The following is a 24,901-nucleotide window of genomic DNA, read 5'->3' as shown; positions in this document are numbered from 1 at the left end:
CATGCAGGAACACGATATGTCCTGGGTGCGCACCGAAATGGCCCTGGCGGAGGCGGCGCCGATCAGCGAGCGTGGCCTGTATGCCTGGGTCCGCAAGAACCTCGTCGGTTCGGTCGGCGACACCATCCTCACCATACTCGGCATCATCATCGTCGCCTGGGTCCTGCCGCAGGTCATCAACTGGGCCTTCATCAATGCCCAGTGGACCGGGCCGGACCGGACCGTCTGCGCGACAGTGGCGCAGGGCGGCATCCAGCCCGATGGCTGGAGCGGCGCCTGCTGGGCCTTCGTCAACGCCAAGTTCGGCCAGTTCATGTTCGGCACCTATCCGGTCGAGGAGCGCTGGCGGCCGATCCTGGTCGCCATCCTGTTCGCGGCGCTGCTGGTGCCGATGCTGGTCCCCAGCGTGCCGCGCAAGGGCCTGAACGCCATCCTGCTTTTCCTCGTGCTGCCGATCGTCGCCTTCTTCCTTCTGGTCGGCGGCGTGTTCGGCCTGCCGCATGTCGAGACGTCGCGGTGGGGCGGACTGCTGATCACGCTCAGCCTCTCCTTCGTCGGCATCGCCGTGTCGCTGCCGCTGGGCACCGTGCTGGCGCTCGGCCGGCGCTCCAAGATGCCGATCGTCAAGATGCTGTGCATCATCTTCATTGAAGCTGTGCGCGGCATCCCGCTGATCACAGTGCTGTTCTTCGTCAGCGTCATGCTGCCGCTTTTCCTGCCCGCCGGCGTCACCTTCGACAAGTACCTGAGGGCTCTGATCGGCGTGTCGCTGTTTGCCGCCGCCTATATGGCGGAAGTGGTGCGCGGCGGCCTGCAGGCGATCCCCAAGGGCCAATATGAGGGCGCCGATTCGCTCGGCCTCGGCTATTGGCAGAAGATGGGACTGATCGTGCTGCCGCAGGCGCTGAAGCTGGTCATTCCCGGCATCGTCAACACGTTCATCGGCATGTTCAAGGACACCAGCCTGGTCCTCATCATTTCGATGTTCGACCTGCTCGGCGTCGTCAAGCAGAACTTCTCGGACGCCAACTGGGCGACGCCGCAGACCGCGAAATCCGGTCTCGTGTTCGCCGCCTTCGTGTTTTGGCTGTTCTGCTTCGGCATGTCGCGCTATTCAATGTATACGGAACGCCGGCTCGACACCGGTTACAAACGATAAAAAGGGGATTGGTTCATGGCCACCGAAAACGCCGTCAGCGCGGAAGAGATCAAGGTCAATGCCGCGAAGATGCACATCTCGACCACCGATGTCGCCATCGACATCATCGCCATGCACAAATGGTATGGCGAGTTCCATGTGCTGAAGGACATCAACCTCAAGGTGATGCGCGGCGAGCGCATCGTCATCTGCGGCCCGTCCGGCTCCGGCAAGTCCACCATGATCCGCTGCATCAACCGGCTCGAAGAACACCAGAAGGGCAAGATCTTCGTCGACGGCAAGGAATTGACCAACGATCTCAAGAAGATCGACGAGGTGCGCCGAGAGGTCGGCATGGTGTTCCAGCACTTCAACCTGTTCCCCCACCTGACCATCCTGGAGAACTGCACGCTGGCGCCGATCTGGGTCCGCAAGACCCCGAAGAAACAGGCCGAGGAGATGGCCATGCATTTCCTCAAGCGCGTCAAGATCCCCGAGCAGGCCAACAAATATCCGGGCCAGCTCTCCGGCGGTCAGCAGCAGCGCGTGGCGATCGCCCGTTCGCTGTGCATGAACCCGCGCATCATGCTGTTCGATGAGCCGACCTCGGCACTCGACCCGGAAATGATCAAGGAAGTGCTGGAGACCATGGTTAGCCTTGCCGAGGAAGGCATGACCATGCTGTGCGTCACCCACGAAATGGGCTTCGCGCGGAAAGTCGCCAACCGGGTGATCTTCATGGATCAGGGCCAGATCGTCGAGCAGAACACGCCGGCCGAGTTCTTCGATCACCCGCGCCACGAGCGCACGAAGCTGTTCCTGTCGCAGATATTGCACTGAGCGCTGCCTCGTCGAAATGGAAGGAGCCCGGCCGCGCCACGGTCGGGCTTTTTCACATTTGGCCGATCGGATCGTTTCGATTGAGACATGATGGAATCGCAAGAACTATGCCCGGATGAGAAAACGCCTTCGTTTCCTGGCCGTGCTGGTGGCCGCGGTGGTGCTGGTCGCGGCACTCGGCACGCTGGTGCCACGACCGCTCTGGCCGGCTGCCGCGGCCGGCGAGGGCGTCAGGCACATTCTGGTGCTGAGCAATCCGATCCACACCGACATCGCCATTCCCGTCGATGATGGCGTGCGCCGGCGTTTTCGCTTCCTCGCGGCTGCCGGCCAGCCTTCCGATGCGCCCGAGGTGCGCTACATCGTCTTCGGCTGGGGCGGCCGCGCCTTCTACCTGGAGACGCCGACCTGGTCGCAGCTGAAGGCGATGCCCGTATTCAAGGCCCTGACGCTTGACGCTTCAGTGATGCATGTCGAGGTCGCCGGCGATATCTCCGGACCCGATGTCGCCGGCTTCGACATCCCGGAAGACCGCTTTGCGGCATTGCTCGACTTCATCGATGCGAGTTTTCAGCAAGGACCAGGCGGGCCGATCGTCATCGCCAGGGCCGCCTATTCCGATTTCGACCGCTTCTATGAGGCGAACGGCCATTTCAATGCGCTGGCCGGCTGCAACACCTGGACGGCCGCCGCCTTGCGAACCGCCGGCCTGCGGACCGGTTGGTGGAACCCGCTGCCGGTCTCGCTTGGGTGGTCGTTGAAGCTGTATAATGGTAGGTAGCGCAGATAACGCCAACGCCTCGTTCGAGTTCTAGGCCCGCCACCCATAAAGCCAGTCCAAATCCGCGGCGAGCTTCTCCGGCGCCCGCATTTTCAGGAAAAGGTTGCGCGCCAACGCCACCGGACCCCAGGCATGCCAGGCAAGGCGGTTGAGGGCGCCGCGACGTGCCACTCTCACGACGCGCGGCCGGCGCAGGCCTTCCCAGATTTGAAGACTTCCGGCCAGGTCGGCAGGGGAGGCGGCCATGACGTCGGCAAGCGTGGCGGCATCCTCGATGGCCATCGCGGCGCCCTGTGCCGCGAACGGCGTCATGGCATGCGCCGCGTCGCCGACCAGCGCGATGCGGCCCGACCTTACCCATGGCTGCTTCTGATCGACCGTATGGACCGGCCAGGCCGCCCAAGGGCCGGCCAACTCCGCAAGCCTTGCCAGCGCCGGCGTGGTGCGGCGCATGGCGCCGGCCAGGATTGCGGGATCGGCATGGCCGGACCAGCCTTCGGCGATACGCTCGCCCCTGGTGAAAGCGACGAGGTTGATGGCGCTGCCCTTGCTGACGGGATAGGCGACCATGTGAAAGCCGGGATGCAGGAAGGTGGTGACGCAGTCCGGCGCACCGATCTCTGCAAAAGCTTGCCCGGCAGGACTGTCTGCGCTGACGGTTGCCCGCCAGGCCAGTTCGCCGGAGAAGTGGCTTTTCGCAAGCCTGTTTTTCCTTCCTTGGTCGGCAAGTCCGCGCACCGACGACGAGACGCCATCGGCGCCGACCAGAAGGAAACCTTCCGCCGCGACGAGCCTACCACCCACATCGGCTGCCGCGGTGATGCCTGAACTGCTGATCGTGACGCTGTCAAGGCGCGCGCCGGTGGTGAGATGAACATCGGGCATGGCAGCCACGCGCGCCATCAGCGCGTTTTGCAGGTCCGCTCGATGCGCCACGAGGTAGGGCGCACCCCAGCGCGCCTCGCCTGCTCGTCCAAGAGGCACGCGCGCCAGTTCGCCCAAGGTTGCCGCATCCTTCAGCACCACGGCTTCCGGCCTGACGGCATTGGGAAGAAGTGCGTCGAGTACGCCGAGCTCACGCAGGATGCGTGTCGCGTTGGGCGAAAGCTGGATGCCGGCGCCCGCCGCTTCGAGGCGCTGCGCCTGTTCGAAGATCCGCACGGTATAGCCGCGCTCGGCGAAAGCCAGTGCCGCGGTCAGCCCGGCAATACCCGCCCCGGCGATGATGACTTGCCGGGACTGTGCGTCTGCCATTGGCCCGGCCCGCTGGAGGTCAGGCGGCCTGATCGATGTAGAGGCAGCCGGCCGGCAGCGTTTCCATCGCCGTCAGCTTCGGCGAATAGCGGTAGAGCGTCGAGCAGTAGGGGCAGACCTTCTCATTGTCGTCGCCCATGTCGAGAAACACATGCGGATGGTCGAAAGGCGGGTTGGCGCCGGTGCACATGAATTCCTTGACTCCGATATCGATCGCCGGATGGCCCGCATCGTTCTGGAAATGGGGAATGGAACCGCCTGCCATCGTCGTCTCCTTTAGCGCAGTCTACTCAGCGTTTGGATCATAACCGGTCTGTTTGCAAGTTCGATGAAATGAAACTGTCGCAAAAGCCTGTCAGAGGATAAGTTAAGCCGGTTAACCGGCTGGAGCATCGCAGCCAGGCGCAACAGCCTGGGCGCCGCCCGAAAAAGCGGCGAAGCAACCAGACGTGGGAAGAGCAGGAACCATGAACGAACTGAAGCCGGTCCAGAGCGAGTTCATCAATGCGGAAGCGGCAAGCCCGGAAGGCAATCCGGATCGTTTCGTCAATCGCGAGTTCTCCTGGTTGCAGTTCAACCGCCGCGTGCTCGAGGAATCGCAGAACACAAACCATCCGCTGCTGGAGAGGGTACGTTTCCTGTCGATCTCCGCGGCCAATCTCGATGAGTTCTTCATGGTGCGCGTCGCCGGCCTGGCCGGCCAGGTTCGCGAAGGCATCGTGTTGAGAAGTCCGGACGGGCGTACCCCCGAACAGCAGCTCGAACAGCTGCTGCGCGAGGTCGAACGGTTGCAGGAAGACCAGCAGAAAAGCCTTTCGGCGCTGACCGTGCTGCTCAACAAGGAAGGCATCGAGAGCATCACCCGCGACGCGCTGACCAAGGACGAGAAGGCCTGGCTGGAGGAGCACTTCCAGGATCAGGTGTTTCCGGTTCTCACGCCATTGTCGATCGACCCGGCGCATCCGTTCCCGTTCATCCCCAATCTCGGCTTCTCGATGGCGCTGCAGCTTCGCCATCGCAAGAACGGCGAGGAGATGAGCGCGCTCTTGCGCCTGCCGGTGGCGCTGAAGCGCTTCATCCGCCTGCCGGACCGCAAGCACCATGTCCGCTTCATCCCGCTGGAAGAGGCGGTCGGCCTTTACATCGGCAAGTTGTTCCCGGGTTACGAGGTCAAGGGCTCCGGCACGTTCCGCATCATTCGCGACAGCGACATCGAGGTCGAGGAGGAATCGGAAGATCTCGTGCGCCTGTTCGAGACTGCGCTAAAGCGCCGCCGCCGCGGCTCCGTCATTCGCATCGAGTTCGACATGCTCATGCCGGCCGAACTGCGCGAATTCGTCGCCGGCGAACTCGGCGTTTCGTCGAGCCGCATCAGCGTCCTGACCGGCCCGCTGGCGCTCAGCCAGATTTCGGAGATCGTCGCCGTTGCCCGCGACGACCTCAAATTCACGCCCTACAATCCGCGTTTCCCCGAGCGCATCCGCGAGCATGGCGGCGATTGCTTCGCCGCCATCCGCGAGAAGGACATCATCGTCCACCACCCCTACGAATCCTTCGACGTCGTGGTGCAGTTCCTGCGCCAGGCGATGGCCGACCCGGAAGTGGTGGCGATCAAGCAGACGCTTTACCGAACCTCCAACGACAGCCCGATCGTGCGTGCGCTGGTCGACGCCGCCGAGGCCGGCAAGTCGGTGACGGCACTGGTCGAGCTCAAGGCTCGCTTCGACGAGGAGGCCAACATCCGCTGGGCGCGCGACCTCGAGCGCGCCGGCGTCCAGGTCGTGTTCGGCTTCCTCGAGCTCAAGACCCACGCCAAGATGTCGCTGGTGGTGCGGCGCGAGGACGGCAAGCTGCGCAATTATGTGCATCTGGGCACCGGCAATTACCATCCGGTGACCGCGCGCATCTACACCGACCTGTCCTTCTTCACCACCGATGCAACGATCGCACGCGATGTCGCCCAGCTTTTCAACTTCATCACCGGCTATGCCGAGCCGACCGCCGAAATGCGGCTGGCGATCTCGCCCTTCACGCTGAGGAACCGTATCCTGCAGCACATTTCCGATGAGGTCGCCCACGCACTCGAGGGACGGCCGGCACGCATCTGGATGAAGATGAACGCCCTTGTCGATCCGATCATCATCGACGCGCTCTACGACGCCAGCCGAGCGGGCGTCGAGATCGACCTGGTCGTGCGCGGCATATGCTGCCTGCGGCCGCAGGTGCCGGGCCTGTCGGAAAACATCAGGGTCAAGTCGATTGTCGGCCGTTTCCTCGAGCACAGCCGCATCTATTGCTTCGGCAATGGCCACGGCCTGCCGTCGGACGAGGCCGTCGTCTACATCTCCTCGGCCGACCTCATGCCGCGCAACCTCGACCGCCGCGTCGAGACCATGGTGCCGATCACCAACCCAACTGTGCATGAACAGGTGCTGGGCCAGATCATGCTCGGCAACATCATGGACAATCAGCAAAGTTTCGACGTATTGGCTGATGGAACCTCCCGGCGCGTCGTGCTCGAGGAGGGCGAGGAGCCGTTCAACGCACAGGAATATTTCATGACCAATCCGAGCCTGTCGGGACGGGGTGATGCGCTGAAATCGCATGCGCCGAAGCGGATCGCGCAATTCAAGCGCCGTAAGAAGAACGCTGCCGCCTGATGCTGTCCGATTCCCAGGGCCGGCTGCAGGATCGCCGACCGCTGTCCATCATCGACATCGGCTCGAATTCGATCCGCCTTGTCGTCTATGAGGGGCTGGCGCGCTCGCCGACCATGCTGTTCAACGAAAAGATGCTGGCGGGCCTCGGCCGCGGCATTGTGTCGACGGGGAAGCTCGACCCCGAGGGCGTGACACGGTCAATGGAGGAGTTCCGCCGCTTCCGCGCGCTCTCCGACCAGGCCGGCGCCGAGCACATGTACGTGCTGGCGACCGCGGCTGCCCGCGAGGCCGTCAACGGCCCCGATTTCATCCACCGCGCCGAAGACGTGCTCAAGACCGAGATCCGCGTGATCAGCGGCCGCGAGGAAGCCTACTATTCCGCGCTCGGCGTCATCTGCGGCTTTCATCCGGCCAACGGTATCGCGGGTGACCTCGGCGGCGGCAGCCTTGAACTGGTCGACGTCAATGGCGAAGCGATCGGCGACGGCATAACGTTGCCGCTGGGCGGCCTGCGCCTCCAGGATATGGCCAAGAACTCCCTCACGCAGGCAGCGAAAATCGTGCGCGACGAGCTGGGGCGGGCGAAGCTGCTCAAAGGCGGGCAAGGCAGGCCTTTCTATGCCGTCGGCGGCACCTGGCGAAATCTCGCCCGGCTGCACATGGAGATGACCAACTATCCGCTTGGCGTCATGCACCACTACGAGATCGGCGTCGAAAGTGCCGCCAATTTCCTGCGGCAAGTGGCGAAAGGCGAGATCGAGAAGATCAAAGGCATCGAGGGCGTTTCGAAGAACCGCCGCTCGCTCCTGCCTTACGGTGCCATCGTGCTGCAGGAGATCATGGCGGCGATGCAGCCGTCGAAGATCATCGTCTCGGCGCTCGGCGTGCGCGAAGGCTTCCTCTATTCGCTGCTCGACCAGGCCGAGCAGAAGGCCGATCCGCTGATCTCGGCATCGGAGGAACTCGCCCGGCTGCGCTCGCGCTCGGTCACCCATGCGCATGAACTCGTCGACTGGACGGCCAAGACCTTTGCCGCTTTCGGCATCGACGAGACCGAGGACGAGGCGCGCTACCGCCACGCGGCGGCATTGCTGGCCGACATCGGTTGGCGCGCGCATCCCGAATATCGCGGCAAGCAATCGCTCAACATCATCGCCCACGCCTCCTTTTTCGGCGTGGACCACCCTGGCCGCGCCTACCTGGCGATGGCCAACGCCTATCGGCACGACGGCATCTTCAACGAAGCCATCGCGCCCGAAATCAAGGCGCTGGCGACACCGCGCTATCTGGAGCGAGCGCGGGTGCTGGCGGCATCGATGCGCGTCGTCTACCTGCTGACCGCCTCGATGCCCGGCGTCATGCCGAGACTGAAATGGGAGCAGCGCGGCAATGGCGTGCTGGCGCTGGTCTTGCCGGCATCGCTGGCAGATCTCTATGGCGAGCGCCCGGCCGGGCGCCTGGCGCAACTGGCGCGAATTACCGGCCGCCGCCTGGTACTGGCGGTCGAAGGTGGGCCGAGCGTTTCGGTGAAATAGGTACGGCCTACCAGAGCGTGAGTTATCTGATCCACGCCGATATTGACCAACTCAATCGCGCCACTTGTTCAGCGGCTTCGTGTTTGAAGACCGGCTTCCCCCACTCCGTCTTGGCTTCGCCAAGCCACCTCTCGCCCGTCGATCGGGGGAGAGGTGTCGAGCGCAGCTCGACGGAGTGGGGGTCGACTTGACACGGGCGTTGGCTTGGCTCGGGCATTGAGAGTCCAACCCGGGGCATTTGTCTGGTTGGTTCCGGGCCTGCCCTTGGATTTAGGCGATATCAAACAGCAGCCCGCCCGTCGACCGACCAGGCGCCGGCGCCGGCCATGGCGAGCGCCAGAAAGCCGCCCGATATCGCGATGTCCTTCATCAGCATCTGCTGGTGCAAGAAGGCAAGCGTCGCATCATCGGCGCCCTGGCCGTAATGGCCGATGAAGCCGGCAACGATGCAGAAGGCGGCCAAAAGCAGAGCCACGATCCTGGTCTGGAAGCCGATGAGTATCAGCAGTCCGGCGATCAGCTCGAACAGGCCCGTGCCCCACGCGGCGAGCCCCGGGAGCGGCAGGCCAAGGCCGGCGAAATAGCCCGATGTGCCGGCAATGTCGGCGAGCGCATGGAAGCCTGACGGTACGAACAGCGCGGCAAGCAGCAGCCGCGAAGCCAGAAGCAGTGCGTTGCGAGGCATGGTCACCTCCGTTGTCGGTTGGCCGGTTTGGGCCTTTACCCACCCGGACCGATCGATCCTACCACCAATGCCCCGGCAAATCCGGGCGCTGAATTGAGGCTTCTGGACCGACAACGAAACAGTGGCGCGGAAAATTCCGCGCCACTGCTGTCAAAGACGGGGGAGGGAAGTTCAGCCGCGCTTGGCGTCGACCGAATAGGCGCCGGCGCCTGAGGAAGCCAGCACGAGGAAGCCGCCGGTGATCGCCAGGTTCTTCATGAAGTTGATCATCTGCATCTGGTCGGCCCAGCCGGTGTGGGCGACCAGGGCCGTGGCGACGGTGAAGATCGCCAGCACCCAGGCGGCAATCCGGGTCTGGAAGCCGACGAGAATGGCCAGACCGCCGAGCAGTTCGATGAGGCCGACGACGATGGCCGTCACGGTCGGCAAGGGCAGGCCGAGGCCGCCGAAATAGGCCGCGGTGCCGGAAAGGGCGCTGAGCTTGCCGAAACCGGAAAGCAGGAAAATGACCGCGAGCAGGATGCGGCCGAGCAGGATCGTGACAGAACTGTTGGACGCGGTGCCGGTGCCGGCGAAGGAAGTGTTGGTGGACATGGTGGCTCTCCGAATGGGGTTGATCGCCCGTCAGATAGACCATGCTGACTGTTCACCAAAGCCGCCTGTCTGGCGACACATTGTTCACAGGACATACGTTTCCGTGAACCGGTGAAAAACGGAAATTCGTGCCGGTCGATGTGGTGGCGGGAGCATATTTTCCCGCCGAAAAAGTGCCTTCACCCCGGATGGGTCATATCTTCCGGCCGCACGATCCGGTCGTAGTCGGCTTCGCTGACCAGCCCGGTGGCCAGCGCTTCCTCGCGCAGCGTGGTGCCGTTCTTGTGCGCGGTCTTGGCGATCTTGGCGGCGCTGTCGTAGCCGATGGTGGGCGCAAGCGCCGTCACCAGCATCAGCGAGCGGTCGAGGGCCGCCTTGATGTTGTCTTCCCGCGCCTCGATGCCGACGACGCAATTGTCGGTGAAGGAGACCGAAGCGTCGGCGAGCAACTGCACCGACTGCAGGAAGTTGTAGGCCATCAGCGGGTTATAGACATTGAGCTCGAAATGGCCCTGGCTGCCGGCGAAGGTGAGGGCTGCATTGTTACCGAACACCTGCACGCAGACCTGGGTCATCGCTTCGCACTGCGTCGGGTTGACCTTGCCCGGCATGATCGAGGAACCCGGCTCATTTTCCGGCAACGACAATTCGCCAAGGCCCGAACGCGGGCCGGAACCGAGGAAGCGGATGTCGTTGGCGATCTTGAACAGCGCTGCGGCAGCGGCGTTGATGGCGCCATGTGAGAACACCATGGAATCATGGGCTGCCAGCGCCTCGAACTTGTTCGGGGCAGTGACGAAGGCGATGCCGGTGATGGCGGCGATGCGGTCGGCCACCCGCTCGGCGAAGCCGACGGGCGCGTTGAGGCCGGTGCCGACGGCGGTGCCGCCCTGCGCCAGTTCCTGCAGGCCGGGCAACGTCAGCTCGATGCGCTTGATCGACGAAGCGACCTGCGCGGCGTAGCCCGAGAATTCCTGGCCCAGCGTAAGCGGGGTGGCGTCTTGCGTGTGGGTGCGGCCGATCTTGATGATATGGTTGAACTCCCTGCTCTTGGCGGCGAGCGCCTTGTGCAGGTGCTTCAGCGCCGGCAACAGGTCATGCACGATGCGCTCGGCGCAGGCGATGTGCATGGCGGTCGGGTAGGTGTCGTTCGACGACTGGCTCATATTGACGTGGTCGTTCGGGTGCACCGGCTTCTTGGAGCCCATGACGCCGCCCAGCATCTCGATCGCCCGGTTGGAGATCACCTCGTTGGCGTTCATGTTGGATTGCGTACCCGAGCCGGTCTGCCAGACCACCAGCGGGAAATGGTCGTTGAGCTTGCCGTCGATGACTTCTTGAGAGGCTTCGACGATCGCCTTGCCGATCGCCGGATCGAGCCGCTTCAGCTCCATATTGGCTTCCGCCGCCGCCCGCTTGACGATGCCGAGCGCGCGCACGACGGAGGCCGGCTGCTTTTCCCAACCGATCTTGAAATTGCCGAGCGAACGCTGCGCCTGCGCGCCCCAATAACGGTCGGCGGCGACCTCGATGGCACCGAACGTGTCGGTTTCGGTTCTGGTCTTGGCAGCGCTCACGGCAAGTCTCCGGTCTGTCGATTTGGGCAACGGCGTATCGCGTTGCACAAAACGCATCAAGCGGAGATTGCGGGCGGTGAAGATGCAAATCGGTTGAAGACAGAGCCAATCTCTCCGCTCGTGGGGAGATCGGCTGTCCCACTCATCCTGCCGTGTACCCGCCATCCACCGCGAAAATCCCGCCGCTGGTCCATGTCGCCTCGTCGCTGGCGAGATAGACCGCGATGCCGGTGAGGTCCTCAGGGCGGCCGATGCGGCCAAGCGGGTAGCTGCGCTCGACATAGGCCTCGAGCTCAACCTTTGCCTGCGCCGGCAGATTGTCGACGGTCCTGCGCCGCATGGCGGTGTCGACGGTGCCGGGCGCAATGGCGTTGACGCGGATGCCGCGCGGGCCGAGCTCGAAGGCGAGTGACTTGGTCAGCGAATTCCGTGCGCCCTTCGGCGGCGGCCGGCGTCGGGGTCAACTGCCGGCGCTTGCATTCGCGAACTGGGCAGGGAGCCAGCGGGAATTTACGCCACGCCTCGATGCCGGGGAGATATAGCTGATCAGACGCCGTCTCCGGGCGGACTGGAGATCAGCAACAAAGCCGCGAGCGCGATGTCGCCGACAGGCGCACGGTTTCGGTTGGTCTGGCCAGGTCATGTCGGACGGCGTGCGAGAAGGCCTGCCATGCAGGCGAGGCGGCAAGCGCGGTTTCATGCTGGGCGTGCGCTTCTTCGCCATCAAAACCCATCACACTGATGAAAACATTCTCACTCGCTCGCACCGGCAGGCGTGGAAAGCTGTTTTCCGCGTGCTCCGTGACGAAAGCGGCGAGCAGCCGCGCACCGGGTGACGCCGTCATCGGCGCGACTTCGGCCTCGAAGCGGCTGGCGAACGCGGCCTCTGCGCCCGGCCGCAAATGATAAATCCGAATCACGACCATGCCTGACAGCGGCGTGCTTCTGCCTGGCTTTTCGTCGGCAGCCAAGCCCGCGCGTAATGCGCCGGAGAGATCGAAGCCAGCGCCGGGCCACGCAGGTTTGAGCAGCAGCACATCGTCGGAATCGATCATCGTGGCGTTGGCGGCATTGCGGTGCGCTGCCCATACCGGACCGTCATAGAAGGCGCTCAGGGCGCCTTTGCGCACCTCCATGTCCTCGAAGCCGCGCAGCCAGACGAACATGTCGGGGCGATCGAGATCCCGGAATTGGCCGATGATGGTCATCCCGGCCTCTTCCTGGCCTTCGATCAGCTTGCCGTCAAAGAGGTCGATAAGGGTATCGCGTTTGCCGGGTTTCAGCGTGTACTGGCGCAGTTCGACGACCGGGGAGGCGAGCGCTGCCGTCTCCGATGTGGCACTCAGGGGCATGCTCATAAGCTCTCCAAAACAGGGTGATCATCCTGTTTTATAAAACAGACCGGTTGTCCTGTTTTGTCAATCTGCTACCTTCTTTTTCTTCCCTGCTTGAGGGAGAAGGTGGAGATTCCCGATGACAGGGCATGCCCAGAAGCGCACCAATGATCCCGAAGGCATGCGCAACAGAGTGCTCGATGCCGCGCAGGAGTCCTTTCAGGTACGCGGCTATCACGCGTCCAGTCTCGGCGATCTGATGGCGGCGGCGGGTGTCAGCGGCGGCGCGTTGCATCATCATTTCCCGACCAAGAAAGCGTTGGCGCTGGCGGTGATCGAAGAGCGTGTGGCCGCGGCGGTCGAAGAAACATGGATGGCGCCTTTGCGGGCGGCCGCTTCGGCGCGCGAAGGCGTGCGTGCAGCCTTCGAAGCCGTGGCGGCGGAACTTGAGCAACAAGGCTTCGTGCGCGGCTGTCCCCTCAACAACCTTGCACATGAACTGTCGCTCGCCGATGCCGAATTGCGCGCCGCCCTTGCCGGCATTTTTGCCGGCTGGCGCCAGGCGATCGCCGACAAGGTCCGGGCTGATCAGCAGGCGGGCAGGGAGCAGGACACCGATCCGCAGCGTTTCGCCGCCCTGGCCGTCGCGGCCTATTCCGGAGCGATGTCGATGGCCAAGACGGCGCAGGATGCCGGCATGTTGCGCGATTGCCTGGCGGGGCTGGAGCAGAATGTCGCCCAAGCTTCGCCCATGGCCGCAACGAGGCGGCGTCGCAGGATATTGCTGCCACCGGGAAACCTTTGATGCCGAGGACGGGAACGATCCCTACAACTCAGTTCCGTTCTGGGGGAGGGCAGCCGTGGACCGGGCGCTGAACTTTACTGCTGACCGGTGTCCGTGCTGAACTTCAACCCATGATGAAGCGCTTCTCACCAAAATCGGTATCACGACGCCGTTTTCTGGCGCGGGCCGCCGGTCTTGCCACGGCCCTTGCGCTTCCACGCCCGGCGCTCGGCCAGACCGGGCAGCGCATTCAGCCTGTCGACGCCACCTTCCTGTTCATCGCCGATGTCCATGCCTGCCGCATGGCCAGCGGCTTGAGTCCCAATTGCCAGCAGGAAGGCAAGACCGACGCTGCCTTGCTGCGCAATGTGGCGGCTCTGAACGGCATTGGCGACAAAACATGGCCCGTCGAGATCGGCGGCGTCCCGACGGGCCTACGCTCCGCCGGCAGCCGAATCGGCACGCCGCTCGGCCTCGTCATCGGCGGCGACATGACCGACGATGGCGGTGGTCAGATCACCCAGCCGAGTGAAGGCACGCAATTGCTGCAATTCAGCCAGCGTTACCAGCAAGGCATGGGGCCTGACCGCGTGCATGTTCCAGTCTATGTCGGGCTCGGCAATCATGACCTCGACCAAAACGGCCCGCGGCATCACGTTGACTGGTACCGGCGCGAAATGCGCGACTATGTCGAAGTCAATCACCGTGCCGGCGTGTTCTTCAAGCCACCGGTTCCAGCCACCGACTACGATGTCGAGACCGACTGCTATGCGTGGGACTGGGGCGGGCTGCATCTCGTCCAGACCCACCGTTTCGCTGGCGACACCGGCCATGGCGCGGACAGCAGCCTGCCCTGGCTGAAGCAGGATCTGGCGACCTATGCGGCGGACGGCCGCCCGGTCATCCTGTTTCAGCATTATGGCTGGGATAATTTTTCGACTGAGCGATGGGATCCCGCCAAAAAGGCGTTCGACGACGACGGCAAGGGGCCGCCGCATTGGTGGAGCGATGCGGACCGTCAGGCACTGCTTGCGGCCCTGAAAGGCTACAACGTGATTGCCATCTTCCATGGCCATCAGCACGAGGTGCCGATGATCTATCAGCGCGACGGCCTTGATCTCTTCAAGCCAAAGGCGGCCTATATGGGCGGGTTCGCACTGGCGCGGGTCACCAATGATGGCATGGATGTCGTGCTGGGCGAAGCCAGCGACGATCACGGCGGGGTCACATTCACCAACGCCTTCAGCAAACCGTTCCAGACATGAAAGCCCGCAGCGGCCTTTTCGTCCCGGACGCTGACTGACGTCGACCTGGCAGTACGCTCGGGCCTCGGCCTCCGCTACGAGATGCCGCCGATGATGACCGCCGCGATGTAGGGGCCGAAAGAAAACGCCCCTCGCACCTTTTATCGTGCGGGGGGCGTCTTTGCCGTTCGCTTTTCCTTCGATTGCTCTCGTGAATTGCTGACGACAACCATGAAACGTGCTTCGACCGAAATGGCTCCCGGCGCGTCCAGATTTTTTTTAGGGCCGCTTTGTTCAGTGCCGATTGGCATGAACCGTCGCGGCGGGTGAGCCAAGAATTGACATGGCCATTTAAATAGCTTACAAGACCTTTGTCGATATTTGTTGACTGACTTTTGTTATCCGCGCTTTGCAGCGCGCCTTTGACGAACTTCCCACATCAAAAATCGAGACAAACGACGTTGTGCATCCGCATGACGGCGAACGAGTATTTGCCATGGAAAGGGTTCGTCATGAGCACCGGCACAGTTAAATGGTTCAACGCCACCAAAGGTTTTGGTTTTATTCAGCCTGACGACGGCTCTGCCGACGTTTTCGTCCACATCTCGGCCGTAGAGCGCGCCGGCATGCGTGACATCGTCGAGGGCCAGAAGCTCGGCTACGAGATGGTCCGCGACAACAAGTCCGGCAAGATGTCGGCCGACCAGTTGAAGGCGGCCTGAAAAAGGATTCAGCCTTCCCGTTGACCACGGATGTACTGGCACTGGTGAATGGCGAATTCGGACGCATGGCGGCGGAAACCTGAGTTTTCGCACGCTGCGTGCCGGAGCGTCCTGTGCATCCACTGGATGCGCGACGCTCTCATGGAAGGTCAGGCGGTGCCTGGCCTTTTTCACTTTGTGGGTCTCGCCGTCGAAAATGCGCTGCGCGTCGGCCTGAACGTGCTAAGGGACGCTCCAGCAAATTGAATCCGCCGCCCCAATGCTTTTGTGCGTGGGTCCTGACTGAAGACCGGTCTTGCCCTATCGGCACGAGACTCCTGACAGGAGAAAGATTTTGACCGCCAATTCGAAAACAGCTGCTGATCAGGCAGTGCCCTTGTTCAGCAAGACGCAAACCCAGTCGATGTCGCTCAACCGCATCATTTCCGAACGCGATGCCCTCACCGAGGCGCGTGAAGCCAAGACCGCGCGTTTGCGCGAACTGCGCCTGGAAAAAGAGGCAGATGAAATGGCTGCGGCGGCCGCACAGGCGGCGTTGCCGAAACGGGCCGGAAGACGCTGATGGCGACGAAGCGTGTGCCGGCGACACCCATCGCCGCTGATGCGACCATCGCCGACATGGTCGAAACATTGGACAAGCCAGTCGAATATGTCCGGCGTGTGCTGGAAAAACTCGAACGCTGCAAGCGCGTCCATGGCGATGCACAGGTGCGCGTCGGCGTGCGGGGCCGCGCCGAGTGCCCGAACTATTTGATCGAATATGTCCGCCAAGACGCCAAGACCCGCGAGCCGGTGACCCATCAAGACGCCGCCTACAGCGGCAGCACGCATCGCGAACTGGCGCCGCATCACATCGCGGAGGCGAGGAACTGGTCGCCTGAGGAAATGAACATAACGGCGGTTTCGGCCCTGATCGGCCGTTTGCGCAGTCCGCGCGCACCATCGCGCTTCGCCGACGAGGACTGAGATGGCCATAAAATTCTCCGCCAAGGACCAACCGCCGGCGCCCGCCGCCGCTGCAAAGCCGGTCAAGCCGGCTGCCGCGCCGAAGGCGGATGCCGCTGCCGAGGCCGCGACCGACCTATTCAAGTCTCCGGCCGAGGCGCCGTCGCGCAAGGCAGGCAAGAAGAAATAGCGCCTTGCCGCAAGACGCCGACCGCAATCTGCTGTGCAGGGACCGTTCTCGTTGGTGACCGCAGCCAGCCTTTCATCGTCGCAACGAGGCACCGTCCCGGCATTTGATTGCCAGAGCTGCGGCGCCTGTTGCTCCTACTCGGCCGAGTGGCCGCGCTTTTCCACCGAGGACGACGCGCAACTCGACCGTATCCCGGACAAGTATGTCGCGACCGATCTGTCGGGTATGCGTTGCGAGGGCGCGCGCTGTTCGGCTCTCTGTGGCGAAGTGGGCAAGGCAACCGCTTGCGGCATCTACGAGCTGCGCCCGGATGTCTGCCGCGCCTGCATGCCCGGCGACAAGGATTGCCTGATGGCGCGTCGGGCGCACGGGCTGCCTGTCCTCTGATCTGACGGCGCCGCGGCTTGTGCGCGGGGATTTCGCTGCTACGCTGCCCGCCGGGCAGCACAGCGGAGGACCAAATCGTGAGCATCGAATTCTTGTTGACGTCGCTGATCGTGGTGGCTTCGCCCGGCACCGGCGTCCTCTACACGCTGAGCGCCGGGCTTTCCCGCGGCGCCCGCGCCTCAATCGTCGCCGCTTTCGGCTGCACGCTCGGCATCATCCCGCATATGGCTGCCGCCATCACCGGCCTCGCCGCGCTCCTGCACACCAGCGCGGTCGCCTTCGAGACGCTGAAATATCTGGGCGTCGCCTACCTCCTTTACATGGCCTGGAACACGCTGAAGGAGAGGGGTGGTCTGAACGTCGAGGACAATGTCGCGCCGCGCTCCACCGGCAAGGTGATTGCGAGAGGCATCCTCGTCAATGTGCTCAACCCGAAGCTGTCGATCTTCTTCTTTGCCTTCCTGCCGCAGTTCGTCAGCACGACCGAGCCGCACGCGCTGTCGAAGATGCTGGAACTGAGCAGCGTCTTCATGCTTTTGACCTTCGTCATCTTCGTCGGCTATGGCATCTTCGCCGCCTCGATCCGCAGCCATGTCGCGTCGCGGCCGAGGGTGCTGACCTGGATGCGCCGCACGTTCGCCGGCGCTTTCGTCATGCTCGGCGCCAAGCTTGCGCTGGCGGACAGGTAGAATTCGTTCGCCTCGCCTTGGCACGAAATCGATGCCGAACAATGAGAAGGCGAGCCTTGGCCCGCCTTCTTTTGTTCTTCAACTCCGGACTAGCCGGCAATCATTTGTTCGCGCCGCCGAGCGCCTTCAATTTTTCGCAGAACGGGGCATACGGCTTGCTCATCGCCGCATCCTGACATTCCTTCATCATCATGGCTTGGTCGTCCTTGGACATTTTTGCCCAGGCGGCTTTCATCTCGGCGTCGGATTTCATCGTCTTCATGCTCGCATCGGTGAAGAACGGTTCCATCATCTTGGGCGAGTCGAGCGCTCCGGCAAGTGCCGTGCCGCTGAGAACGGTCAACGCGAGTGCTCCAAAGCAGGCGGTTCTGATGTTCATGACATTAGTCCTCCCTATGGTCTTTCTCGATCGTCGAATGGCGGTCGGACTCTATTCCTAGCACAAACCGATGTGTATTAGGAGTAACTCATATGGTGAAGCCGGCCTATCCCTTGACGTAGCCCATCGCCTCGACGATCCGCCCGCCCTCGACGCGCATCAGATTGACGCCGCGCAGCGAATTGCCGTCCGCCATCCAGTAGCGCCAGCGGATCGTCGCCCGCTCGCCGGCGACGAAGGTCTCCTCGATGTCGAAGCGCGTGCCGGGCTGGGTCGCGATCGCCGTCCATAGCCCGACGCAGGCCGCCTTGCCGGCATGGCGCGCACCGTCCGGTGCCGGCACGGTGTTTTCAATCACGCAGTCTTCGCCCACCAGCTCGGCGAGCGCCGACGGTTCGTGCAACTGGAACACATCGTTGAAGCGCCGCATGATCTCGGCTGTCCGCCGCGACTCTGGATGGCTGTCCATGATGCTGCTCATCTCGTGCTTCTCCTGATTTATTGTTGCGCGGCGGTACCCACGAGGGTCGCCTTGAGGTTGATCTGGGCCACGCCGGCCAGCGCGCGCGAAACGAGACAGCTCGCCTTGGCGGACTGGGCAAGGCGCTCGAACTGGTCTTCGGCGAGCCCCGCGACGTCCACCGCCGTTTCAAGGTCGATGCGGGTGATGGTCGGCCCGGCCTCCGTCGCTCCGAGGTGCACCCTGGCGATGGTGCGGATGTCCCGGGGAATATGACCTCCCTGGCCAAGGATGAAGGTCAGCGCCATCGAGAAGCAGCCGGCATGCGCGGCCGCAATCAGTTCTTCCGGGTTGGTGCCGGGGCCGTTCTCGAAACGCGACGGAAAGGAATAGGCGCCTTCGAACACACCACTGCCGAGCCGCAGCCGGCCTGAACCTTCCCTCAGCGTGCCTTGCCACTCGGCCGAAGCTTCACGAATTGTCATTGCTGTTCTCCCTTCTGGTTCGATCGATGTGAAAGATCAGGCTCCGTCGATGACGACCTTCCCGAACACGTCGCCTTGCTGGAAATAGCGGTAGGCGTCGCGGGCCTCGGCGAAGGGGAAGACCTTGTCGATGACCGGTCTCAACCGGTGCGCCGAGACGGCGTTGAGCATCGTTTCGAGGTTTGCGCGGCTGCCGACGAACAGACGGCCGATTGTGACGAGGCTGCGCTGATAGACGGCGCCCGGGATCTGCACCGTTGCGCCCTTCGCATCCTGAATGGTGAGCAGCACGATGCGCCCGTAAAGCGCGCTGGCGATCAGCGACTGCGCGAAGGTCGGCGGGCCGCCGGTTTCGACGGTAAGGTCGATACCGCCGGTTTCGCCACGCACCATCGCCCCCCATTCCGGCATGTCGGTCGAGGACACGACGAGGTCGGCCCCCATCGCCCGCAGCTTGCCGACCTTCTCGGCGCGAGAGGTGACGGCGACGACGCGGCAGCCGAGCAGCTTGGCGAACTGCAACGCGAACAGCGAGACGCCGCCCGAGCCTATGACCAGAACCCATTGGCCAGGCTTGGGAATCTCCGCCCCGGTCAGTGCGTTCCAGGCTGTCAGGCCGGCGCAGCTCAGCGTTGCCGCCTCGCGCCAGTCGAGATGCTCGGGAAGTCGCACCGCCCATTGCTCGTCAAGCACGGCGTACTCGCCGAGCATGCCATCCAGCGTGCAGCCGAGCTGGTCGATCAGTCCGGCATTGATGCGGCCATCGATCCAGCGGGCGAAATAGCTGCCGGTGACACGGTCGCCGACGGCAAAGCGTGTGACATCATCGCCGATGGCGACGACCTGGCCGGCGCCGTCGCTGAGCGGAACGATCCCGCGGCGCGGTGTCAGGGGGTAGGTGCCATTGAGGATCATCGTATCGCGTCGGTTGAGCGAGGTGGCGCGCACCCGCACCACGATCTCCTGGGGACTTGGCTCCGGTCGCACCTCTTCCCGCATCACCAGACATTCGGTTCCGCCCAAACCCTCAAGACGATAGCTGCGCATTTCGGCTCTCGATTATATAGACTGATCTACATATTATGTAGACCAGTTGTCATATTTCTGGCAAGGCTTATAAGGATCTCTCCTGACAGAGGTTGACATGGCGAACGATACGAGAGCCCGCATACTCGAAACGACCGGATTGCTGCTCAGGCGGCGCGGCTATCACGGCACTTCGCTCAATGACATACTGAGCGCCAGCGGCGCCCCGCGCGGCTCGCTCTATTTCCACTTTCCCGGTGGCAAGGATCAGCTGGTCGTCGAAGTGACGCGCGCCAGCGTGGCTGAGGTGACTGAGAGGCTTGGCGCCGAGCTGGCGGCGGAAAGCGATCCGGCGGTTGCCGTTCACCACATTTACCAGTCGGTCGCTCGCATGCTGGAGGACAACGAATTCTCGCTCGGCTGCCCGATCGCGCCGGTCGTGCTCGATGCGCCGAACGACGTGCCGGACTTGGAGGAAATCTGCCGCTCCGCTTTCGAGCAGTGGATCGGCCTGCTGCGCCAGGCGTTTGTCAGGGCAGGGGTGGTCGAGCGCCGCGCACGGGCGCTGGCGCTGTTGGTCGAGTCCTCGCTGGAAGGCCTGATGGTGATTGCCCGCGCCACCCGCGATCGCTCATCGATCAACGTCGTGGCCGATGAGGTGGCTACCCTGATCGAGCAGGCAGTCCTCGCCGGCAAGGCGACGCGGCAAGCGGAGAGCACTGCTGTCTGACGCTGGTTCCAACCGACTACGCTGAAGCAAAGCCTGAATGTGCAAAGAAAAGGGCGGCATCGCTGCCGCCCTTTCCGCATGCATAAAGCAGATGGCTGGATTAGAAGTCCATGCCGCCCATACCGCCCATGCCGCCGCCGCCCATGCCGCCAGGCATGCCGCCGCCAGCCGACTCCTTCTTCGGAGCCTCCGCGATCATGGCTTCGGTGGTGACCAGCAGGCCGGCGACCGAGGCCGCGTCCTGGAGAGCCGTACGCACGACCTTGACCGGATCGACGATACCCATGGCGATCATGTCGCCATATTCGCCGGTCTGGGCGTTGTAGCCGAAGGTCGCGCCCTTGTTCTCGAGGATCTTGCCAGCAACGATCGATGCTTCCGCACCGGCGTTGGCAGCGATCTGACGGGCCGGGGCCTGCAGTGCGCGGCGAACGATGTTGATGCCGGCGGCCTGGTCGGAGTTGACGCCGGTGGCCTTGAGGTTGCCCGAAGCGCGCAGCAGGGCCACGCCACCGCCGGCAACGATGCCTTCTTCCACGGCCGCGCGGGTCGCGTTGAGGGCGTCATCGACGCGGTCCTTCTTTTCCTTCACTTCCACTTCGGTCGCACCGCCGACGCGGATAACGGCAACACCGCCGGCGAGCTTGGCCAGACGCTCCTGCAGCTTCTCCTTGTCGTAGTCCGAGGTGGTCTCCTCGATCTGCTGCTTGATCTGGGCAACGCGGCCCTGGATCTCGGCCTTCTTGCCGGCGCCGTCGACGATGGTGGTGTTCTCCTTCGAGATCGACACCTTCTTGGCGCGGCCGAGCATGTTGAGGCCGACATTCTCGAGCTTGATGCCGAGGTCTTCGGAGATGACCTGGCCACCAGTGAGGATGGCGATGTCTTCCAGCATGGCCTTGCGGCGATCACCGAAGCCCGGAGCCTTGACGGCGGCGATCTTCAGGCCACCGCGCAGCTTGTTGACGACCAGCGTGGCCAAGGCCTCGCCTTCGACGTCTTCCGAGATGATGAGCAGCGGCTTGGAGGTCTGCACGACCGCTTCCAGGACCGGCAGCATGGCCTGCAGATTGGAGAGCTTCTTCTCGTGGAGCAGGATGTAGGCGTCCTCGAGATCGGCAACCATCTTGTCGGGGTTGGTGACGAAGTAGGGCGAGAGATAGCCGCGGTCGAACTGCATGCCTTCGACGACTTCCAGCTCGGTCTCGGCGGTCTTGGCTTCCTCGACGGTGATGACGCCTTCGTTGCCGACCTTCTGCATCGCTTCCGCGATCATCTTGCCGACCGACTCGTCGCCATTGGCCGAGATGGTGCCGACCTGGGCGACTTCCTCGGAGGTCTTGATCTTCTTGGCGGCCTTGCCGAGAGCTGCGACCACTTCGGTCACGGCCAGGTCGATGCCGCGCTTCAGGTCCATCGGGTTCATGCCGGCGGCAACCGCCTTGTGGCCTTCCTGGACGATCGACTGCGCCAGAACGGTCGCGGTCGTGGTGCCGTCGCCGGCGATGTCGTTGGTCTTCGAAGCGACTTCGCGGACCATCTGCGCGCCCATGTTCTCGAACTTGTCCTCAAGTTCGATTTCCTTGGCGACGGTGACGCCGTCCTTGGTGATGCGCGGTGCGCCGAACGACTTGTCGATGACGACGTTGCGGCCTTTGGGGCCGAGCGTGACCTTCACCGCGTCGGCGAGGATGTTGACGCCGCGCAGCATGCGCTCACGGGCGTCGCGGGAGAATTTTACGTCTTTGGCAGCCATGTTCAACTCCTGGCAGGGGCTCGGATCGAGCCCGAAGATTTAAGATTCAGTTGATGGGAAGGCCGATATTCAGCCGATGATGCCCATAATGTCGGATTCCTTCATGATCAGAAGGTCTTCGCCATTGAGCTTGACTTCGGTGCCCGACCACTTGCCGAACAGGATGCGGTCGCCAGCCTTGACGTCCAGGGGCACGAGCTTGCCAGCTTCGTCGCGGGCGCCGGAGCCGACGGCGATGATCTCGCCTTCCTGCGGCTTTTCCTTCGCCGTGTCGGGGATGATGATCCCGCCGGCGGTCTTGGATTCGGATTCGACCCGACGTACGACCACGCGGTCATGAAGCGGGCGGAACTTCGACTTTGCCATGTTTTCTTCCTCGATGAGAACGGTGAGAAACAGTTCCTCCGTCCGGCGAAGCCGGACAATCTACAAAGCCCGGCGGTACCGGACCTGTGGTTAGCACTCACCCAGGGCGAGTGCTAACGTGGCGGTGAAATAGGCTGCTGGCTGGCGAGAGTCAAGGCGCGCGCGAGCGGACAGCGGCGCGAAATTTTGTTTTCCGCGAAAGCCCGCTCGCAGAACGTGCCAGTTGCCGCTGGCCTTTCATGCGAAATGCGCCGGTTCCTCCCGCAATCGACGGCAAAACAAGGCGCGGAGGGGTGCTTTGCCGCTATCGGTCAGAGATCCTGCCGCCCGATACTTCGATACGCAAGACGTGTCGATGTCACGGGAGAGGGGCGCGAAAGCCGCCGCCGAAAACTACAGAAACAATCTCAGCTGCGTATGGATGATGGACCTGTAGTCGTCGATCGTGCGGCGGCCTTCCTTCTCGTCCTGCGTCAGCGCTAGCCGCACGACGCCGCCGGCAAGCTGGAAGATCAGGAACACCACGCGCGCGAAGTCTTCGCGCCGGTCGGGCCGCAGCATCGGAGCGACGTGGTCGCAGAACATCTTGGCCTGGTGCCTTGTCTCAGCAATGTCGAGGTTCTGCAGCGCCTTGTCAGCCTGTATCGCGTTCTGCAGATCCTGGATGGCCGGGTCGTCGGCCACGCGCCGGTAATAGTCCTCGATCATGCGGTCCGCGGCAGCCGTCACGTCCTCAAGCCCACTTATTTCGGCGATGATCTCGCCGAAGCGTGCGCGGCTTTCCTCCGAGAAGCGCTCATAGAGCATCGCCAGGATCGCCGATTTGTTGGGGAAATAATGGTAGACGGTGGCGATCGGTCCGCCCGCCAGTGCGCCCACTTCCTTCATCGTCACCGCGTCGATGCCCTTTTCGCCGATCAGCCGCATGGTCGTCGAAAGGATCGCGTCGATGCGTTCGCGGCTCCGCTCCTGCTTGGGCCTGCGCCTCGGCGCCGTCGCCATCCGCCTTGCTTCCGCCATGCGCCCAATCTCTCGCGAGAGCTTCAAAATTCCCGGTTGACAAGAAACATGATCAAGTATCAGTTTCGTAATGCTGACAAGTTGTCAGCTTTTTTATCGCACTGCAAGGACGTTGGGAGGCGCCTCGTGACTGCGACGCAAGCCGTACAAGCGGAAAATGGCGATTGGCTGGTCGGCAACCCGACCGGCGTCGAGCTCGGCTCCGCATTATGGATCGGCTCGGTCGGGCTGCTGATCCTCGGGCTTCAGCCCGTGCTGCTTGGCGCGCTCTACACCGAGGGCCATGTCAGCGGCGATGAACTGGCGCTGGTCGCCACGGCGGAGATGATCGCGATCGCCGTCGGTTCAGCCGTGGTGGCGATGCTGCTTTCCGCGCGCAACATGCGCTGGAAAAGCGCCGTCCTTTTGATCCTGCTGGCCCTGGCGAATGTATGGACCGCCCATGCCGCAAGCGCCAATGCGTTGATCGCCGCCCGCGCCATCGCCGGGCTGGCTGAGGGCGGCCTGGTCGCGATCGCCACTGAACTGATCGCCCGTTCGCGCCGGGCGGAGCGCATCGGCGGCTATTTCGTGACGCTGCAGACCCTGGCGCAATGTGCGCTCGCTCTGCTTTTGGCACTCTATGTCATTCCCGAGGCGGGGTCGTCCGGCGGCTTCATCGTGCTTGCCGTCGTCTGCGTCGTCTCGCTGGCGGCCGCTTTCACCGTACCCGGTGACTACGCCGACCTGCCGAAAGGGGAGAACCTGGCTAATGTGCTGACGGTTCCGTCGATCACCGCGCTATTGTCGGTGTTCTGCTACTTCATGTTCTTCGGCGCGATCTGGGCCTTCCTGGAACCGCTCGGTGCGCAATATGGGATTGATAGCTGGACCGTCGGTCTGATCGTCTCGGCCAGCCTGGCGACGCAGGTCCTGGGCGCGATGACGGCGACCGTGTTCGAGGCGCGCATCGATTACCGCATTGCCATTACGGCCATCGGTGCCGTCGCGCTGGTCTCCTCCCTTGTTCTTGCCAGCGCACCTGGCCTGACGACATTCTGGATCGCCGCCTTGGTCATGGGCTTCATCCTGTTGTTCATCGTACCCTATCAGATCCGGCTGGCGATCACGGCCGACGAGACGCGTACCGCCGTGCTGCTGGTGCCGGCCGCACAGCTCTTCGGCCTGGCGATCGGGCCGGTGGCGGCGTCGCTGCTCATCAATGGCAAGGATTTCCGGCCCGTGCCGGAATTCGCCGCGGCAAGCGCGTTTGCCAGCGTGGCCCTGCTTGGCCTGTTCGTGGCCACTATGCGCCGTCGGCGCGTCTGACGGGACGGCTGG

28 protein-coding genes and 1 pseudogene are annotated in these 24,901 nt (G+C 63.2%); 15 read left to right on the top strand and 14 right to left on the bottom strand.

Annotation, left to right across the window (positions count from 1 at the left end):
* Position 1: 1 nt before the first annotated feature.
* From FJ940_RS09265 to FJ940_RS09255, 3 genes are all read left to right on the top strand, one after another.
* Positions 2-1,159: an amino acid ABC transporter permease gene (locus tag FJ940_RS09265; protein ID WP_140565096.1), complete on the top strand. Its 1,158-nt coding sequence runs from the start codon at positions 2-4 to the stop codon at positions 1,157-1,159.
* Positions 1,160-1,174: 15 nt separating this feature from the next.
* A complete protein-coding gene (locus FJ940_RS09260) occupies positions 1,175-1,978 on the top strand; it encodes an amino acid ABC transporter ATP-binding protein (protein WP_140494315.1) in 804 nt (267 codons plus the stop codon).
* A gap of 115 nt (positions 1,979-2,093) precedes the next feature.
* Positions 2,094-2,759, top strand: a complete 666-nt coding sequence (locus tag FJ940_RS09255) for a TIGR02117 family protein (RefSeq protein WP_140584477.1) — start codon at positions 2,094-2,096, stop codon at positions 2,757-2,759.
* A 30-nt stretch (positions 2,760-2,789) separates the two neighbouring features.
* On the opposite strand, the gene FJ940_RS09250 is transcribed toward FJ940_RS09255, so the two are convergent.
* A complete protein-coding gene (locus tag FJ940_RS09250; RefSeq protein ID WP_140656237.1) occupies positions 2,790-4,013 on the bottom strand; it encodes an FAD-dependent monooxygenase in 1,224 nt (407 codons plus the stop codon).
* A 19-nt stretch (positions 4,014-4,032) separates the two neighbouring features.
* Positions 4,033-4,278: a zinc-finger domain-containing protein gene (locus FJ940_RS09245; RefSeq protein ID WP_140494310.1), complete on the bottom strand. Its 246-nt coding sequence runs from the start codon at positions 4,276-4,278 to the stop codon at positions 4,033-4,035.
* 202 nt (positions 4,279-4,480) lie between these two features.
* On the opposite strand from FJ940_RS09245, the gene FJ940_RS09240 reads away from it, so the two are divergent.
* Positions 4,481-6,673: an RNA degradosome polyphosphate kinase gene (locus tag FJ940_RS09240; RefSeq protein WP_140494308.1), complete on the top strand. Its 2,193-nt coding sequence runs from the start codon at positions 4,481-4,483 to the stop codon at positions 6,671-6,673.
* Positions 6,673-8,208, top strand: coding sequence for an exopolyphosphatase (gene ppx, locus FJ940_RS09235; RefSeq protein WP_140515513.1), 1,536 nt, complete (start codon positions 6,673-6,675; stop codon positions 8,206-8,208). Before FJ940_RS09240 ends, ppx begins: the two co-directional genes overlap by 1 nt.
* Positions 8,209-8,488: 280 nt before the next feature.
* Here ppx and FJ940_RS09225 read toward each other — a convergent pair whose 3' ends face one another.
* The 5 genes and pseudogenes from FJ940_RS09225 to FJ940_RS09205 form a co-directional block, all read right to left on the bottom strand.
* Positions 8,489-8,893 (bottom strand): DoxX family protein, encoded by a 405-nt coding sequence (locus FJ940_RS09225; protein ID WP_140494304.1) that lies wholly within the window; start codon positions 8,891-8,893, stop codon positions 8,489-8,491.
* 171 nt (positions 8,894-9,064) lie between these two features.
* Entirely contained in the window at positions 9,065-9,487 is a 423-nt protein-coding gene (locus FJ940_RS09220) for a DoxX family protein (protein ID WP_140494302.1), read from the bottom strand.
* A gap of 179 nt (positions 9,488-9,666) precedes the next feature.
* Positions 9,667-11,064 carry a class II fumarate hydratase gene (gene fumC / locus FJ940_RS09215; RefSeq protein ID WP_140494300.1) on the bottom strand — a complete coding sequence of 466 codons (1,398 nt, stop codon included), beginning with the start codon at positions 11,062-11,064 and terminating at the stop codon, positions 9,667-9,669.
* Positions 11,065-11,206: 142 nt separating this feature from the next.
* A pseudogene (locus FJ940_RS09210) lies at positions 11,207-11,491 on the bottom strand (SDR family oxidoreductase); the annotation flags it as partial.
* A 148-nt stretch (positions 11,492-11,639) separates the two neighbouring features.
* On the bottom strand, positions 11,640-12,416 hold the full coding sequence (locus FJ940_RS09205; RefSeq protein WP_348641151.1) for an NIPSNAP family protein: 777 nt from the start codon (positions 12,414-12,416) through the stop codon (positions 11,640-11,642).
* Positions 12,417-12,537: 121 nt separating this feature from the next.
* On the opposite strand from FJ940_RS09205, the gene FJ940_RS09200 reads away from it, so the two are divergent.
* The 8 genes from FJ940_RS09200 (at position 12,538) to FJ940_RS09170 (ending at position 17,359) form a co-directional block, all read left to right on the top strand.
* Complete coding sequence (locus tag FJ940_RS09200; protein WP_140650602.1) at positions 12,538-13,203, top strand: TetR/AcrR family transcriptional regulator; 666 nt, start codon at positions 12,538-12,540, stop codon at positions 13,201-13,203.
* A 110-nt stretch (positions 13,204-13,313) separates the two neighbouring features.
* Positions 13,314-14,447, top strand: coding sequence for a metallophosphoesterase (locus FJ940_RS09195; RefSeq protein WP_140494294.1), 1,134 nt, complete (start codon positions 13,314-13,316; stop codon positions 14,445-14,447).
* 491 nt (positions 14,448-14,938) lie between these two features.
* Entirely contained in the window at positions 14,939-15,148 is a 210-nt protein-coding gene (locus tag FJ940_RS09190) for a cold-shock protein (protein WP_010915421.1), read from the top strand.
* Between the two features lie 334 nt (positions 15,149-15,482).
* On the top strand, positions 15,483-15,710 hold the full coding sequence (locus tag FJ940_RS09185; RefSeq protein ID WP_140494292.1) for a hypothetical protein: 228 nt from the start codon (positions 15,483-15,485) through the stop codon (positions 15,708-15,710).
* Positions 15,710-16,114: a hypothetical protein gene (locus tag FJ940_RS09180; protein WP_140494290.1), complete on the top strand. Its 405-nt coding sequence runs from the start codon at positions 15,710-15,712 to the stop codon at positions 16,112-16,114. The genes FJ940_RS09185 and FJ940_RS09180 overlap by 1 nt, the downstream gene beginning before the upstream one ends.
* Before the next feature lies 1 nt (position 16,115).
* Positions 16,116-16,283, top strand: coding sequence for a hypothetical protein (locus FJ940_RS28425; protein WP_181167560.1), 168 nt, complete (start codon positions 16,116-16,118; stop codon positions 16,281-16,283).
* A gap of 51 nt (positions 16,284-16,334) precedes the next feature.
* Positions 16,335-16,670: a YkgJ family cysteine cluster protein gene (locus FJ940_RS09175; protein ID WP_140656231.1), complete on the top strand. Its 336-nt coding sequence runs from the start codon at positions 16,335-16,337 to the stop codon at positions 16,668-16,670.
* Positions 16,671-16,747: 77 nt separating this feature from the next.
* Positions 16,748-17,359, top strand: coding sequence for a LysE family translocator (locus tag FJ940_RS09170; protein ID WP_140494286.1), 612 nt, complete (start codon positions 16,748-16,750; stop codon positions 17,357-17,359).
* A 100-nt stretch (positions 17,360-17,459) separates the two neighbouring features.
* Here the strand turns inward: FJ940_RS09170 and FJ940_RS09165 are convergent, their stop codons facing one another.
* From FJ940_RS09165 to FJ940_RS09150, 4 genes are all read right to left on the bottom strand, one after another.
* The gene (locus FJ940_RS09165) at positions 17,460-17,738 is read right to left on the bottom strand and encodes a hypothetical protein (protein WP_140494284.1); all 279 of its coding nucleotides are present in this window, start codon (positions 17,736-17,738) and stop codon (positions 17,460-17,462) included.
* Positions 17,739-17,844: 106 nt separating this feature from the next.
* The gene (locus FJ940_RS09160) at positions 17,845-18,219 is read right to left on the bottom strand and encodes a nuclear transport factor 2 family protein (RefSeq protein ID WP_140583819.1); all 375 of its coding nucleotides are present in this window, start codon (positions 18,217-18,219) and stop codon (positions 17,845-17,847) included.
* Positions 18,220-18,236: 17 nt separating this feature from the next.
* Positions 18,237-18,683, bottom strand: coding sequence for an OsmC family protein (locus tag FJ940_RS09155; RefSeq protein ID WP_140560507.1), 447 nt, complete (start codon positions 18,681-18,683; stop codon positions 18,237-18,239).
* Positions 18,684-18,719: 36 nt separating this feature from the next.
* Positions 18,720-19,730 carry an NAD(P)-dependent alcohol dehydrogenase gene (locus FJ940_RS09150; protein ID WP_140656229.1) on the bottom strand — a complete coding sequence of 337 codons (1,011 nt, stop codon included), beginning with the start codon at positions 19,728-19,730 and terminating at the stop codon, positions 18,720-18,722.
* A gap of 97 nt (positions 19,731-19,827) precedes the next feature.
* Between FJ940_RS09150 and FJ940_RS09145 the strand changes: the two genes are divergently transcribed.
* Positions 19,828-20,439 (top strand): TetR/AcrR family transcriptional regulator, encoded by a 612-nt coding sequence (locus FJ940_RS09145; RefSeq protein WP_140494276.1) that lies wholly within the window; start codon positions 19,828-19,830, stop codon positions 20,437-20,439.
* Positions 20,440-20,539: 100 nt separating this feature from the next.
* Here the strand turns inward: FJ940_RS09145 and groL are convergent, their stop codons facing one another.
* From groL to FJ940_RS09130, 3 genes are all read right to left on the bottom strand, one after another.
* Positions 20,540-22,195, bottom strand: coding sequence for a chaperonin GroEL (gene groL, locus FJ940_RS09140; protein ID WP_140494274.1), 1,656 nt, complete (start codon positions 22,193-22,195; stop codon positions 20,540-20,542).
* A 69-nt stretch (positions 22,196-22,264) separates the two neighbouring features.
* Positions 22,265-22,561 (bottom strand): co-chaperone GroES, encoded by a 297-nt coding sequence (groES, locus tag FJ940_RS09135; protein WP_006203049.1) that lies wholly within the window; start codon positions 22,559-22,561, stop codon positions 22,265-22,267.
* Positions 22,562-22,954: 393 nt separating this feature from the next.
* Positions 22,955-23,581 carry a TetR/AcrR family transcriptional regulator gene (locus FJ940_RS09130; protein WP_181165128.1) on the bottom strand — a complete coding sequence of 209 codons (627 nt, stop codon included), beginning with the start codon at positions 23,579-23,581 and terminating at the stop codon, positions 22,955-22,957.
* Between the two features lie 126 nt (positions 23,582-23,707).
* On the opposite strand from FJ940_RS09130, the gene FJ940_RS09125 reads away from it, so the two are divergent.
* Positions 23,708-24,889: an MFS transporter gene (locus tag FJ940_RS09125; protein WP_140656226.1), complete on the top strand. Its 1,182-nt coding sequence runs from the start codon at positions 23,708-23,710 to the stop codon at positions 24,887-24,889.
* Positions 24,890-24,901: the final 12 nt, after the last annotated feature.

Source organism: Mesorhizobium sp. B2-3-7 (assembly GCF_006442695.1).
Taxonomy (GTDB): Bacteria; Pseudomonadota; Alphaproteobacteria; order Rhizobiales; family Rhizobiaceae; genus Mesorhizobium.
The sequence above is the reverse complement of the archived record's forward strand: the minus strand, read 5'-3'. Positions and strand labels throughout refer to the sequence as shown.

What these genes read in the sequence shown, in the direction of transcription:
- FJ940_RS09145 (WP_140494276.1), top strand. Translation starts at nt 19,828, where the DNA reads ATGGCGAACGATACGAGAGCCCGCATACTCGAAACGACCGGATTGCTG.
- FJ940_RS09130 (WP_181165128.1), bottom strand. Translation starts at nt 23,581, where the DNA reads ATGGCGGAAGCAAGGCGGATGGCGACGGCGCCGAGGCGCAGGCCCAAG.
- FJ940_RS09180 (WP_140494290.1), top strand. Translation starts at nt 15,710, where the DNA reads ATGGCGACGAAGCGTGTGCCGGCGACACCCATCGCCGCTGATGCGACC.
- FJ940_RS09255 (WP_140584477.1), top strand. Translation starts at nt 2,094, where the DNA reads ATGAGAAAACGCCTTCGTTTCCTGGCCGTGCTGGTGGCCGCGGTGGTG.
- groL (WP_140494274.1), bottom strand. Translation starts at nt 22,195, where the DNA reads ATGGCTGCCAAAGACGTAAAATTCTCCCGCGACGCCCGTGAGCGCATG.
- groES (WP_006203049.1), bottom strand. Translation starts at nt 22,561, where the DNA reads ATGGCAAAGTCGAAGTTCCGCCCGCTTCATGACCGCGTGGTCGTACGT.
- FJ940_RS09260 (WP_140494315.1), top strand. Translation starts at nt 1,175, where the DNA reads ATGGCCACCGAAAACGCCGTCAGCGCGGAAGAGATCAAGGTCAATGCC.
- FJ940_RS09240 (WP_140494308.1), top strand. Translation starts at nt 4,481, where the DNA reads ATGAACGAACTGAAGCCGGTCCAGAGCGAGTTCATCAATGCGGAAGCG.
- FJ940_RS09200 (WP_140650602.1), top strand. Translation starts at nt 12,538, where the DNA reads ATGACAGGGCATGCCCAGAAGCGCACCAATGATCCCGAAGGCATGCGC.
- FJ940_RS09190 (WP_010915421.1), top strand. Translation starts at nt 14,939, where the DNA reads ATGAGCACCGGCACAGTTAAATGGTTCAACGCCACCAAAGGTTTTGGT.
- FJ940_RS09205 (WP_348641151.1), bottom strand. Translation starts at nt 12,416, where the DNA reads ATGCCCCTGAGTGCCACATCGGAGACGGCAGCGCTCGCCTCCCCGGTC.
- FJ940_RS09225 (WP_140494304.1), bottom strand. Translation starts at nt 8,893, where the DNA reads ATGCCTCGCAACGCACTGCTTCTGGCTTCGCGGCTGCTGCTTGCCGCG.
- FJ940_RS09220 (WP_140494302.1), bottom strand. Translation starts at nt 9,487, where the DNA reads ATGTCCACCAACACTTCCTTCGCCGGCACCGGCACCGCGTCCAACAGT.
- ppx (WP_140515513.1), top strand. Translation starts at nt 6,673, where the DNA reads ATGCTGTCCGATTCCCAGGGCCGGCTGCAGGATCGCCGACCGCTGTCC.
- FJ940_RS28425 (WP_181167560.1), top strand. Translation starts at nt 16,116, where the DNA reads ATGGCCATAAAATTCTCCGCCAAGGACCAACCGCCGGCGCCCGCCGCC.
- FJ940_RS09160 (WP_140583819.1), bottom strand. Translation starts at nt 18,219, where the DNA reads ATGAGCAGCATCATGGACAGCCATCCAGAGTCGCGGCGGACAGCCGAG.
- FJ940_RS09165 (WP_140494284.1), bottom strand. Translation starts at nt 17,738, where the DNA reads ATGAACATCAGAACCGCCTGCTTTGGAGCACTCGCGTTGACCGTTCTC.
- FJ940_RS09250 (WP_140656237.1), bottom strand. Translation starts at nt 4,013, where the DNA reads ATGGCAGACGCACAGTCCCGGCAAGTCATCATCGCCGGGGCGGGTATT.
- FJ940_RS09245 (WP_140494310.1), bottom strand. Translation starts at nt 4,278, where the DNA reads ATGGCAGGCGGTTCCATTCCCCATTTCCAGAACGATGCGGGCCATCCG.
- FJ940_RS09265 (WP_140565096.1), top strand. Translation starts at nt 2, where the DNA reads ATGCAGGAACACGATATGTCCTGGGTGCGCACCGAAATGGCCCTGGCG.
- FJ940_RS09150 (WP_140656229.1), bottom strand. Translation starts at nt 19,730, where the DNA reads ATGCGCAGCTATCGTCTTGAGGGTTTGGGCGGAACCGAATGTCTGGTG.
- FJ940_RS09195 (WP_140494294.1), top strand. Translation starts at nt 13,314, where the DNA reads ATGATGAAGCGCTTCTCACCAAAATCGGTATCACGACGCCGTTTTCTG.
- FJ940_RS09155 (WP_140560507.1), bottom strand. Translation starts at nt 18,683, where the DNA reads ATGACAATTCGTGAAGCTTCGGCCGAGTGGCAAGGCACGCTGAGGGAA.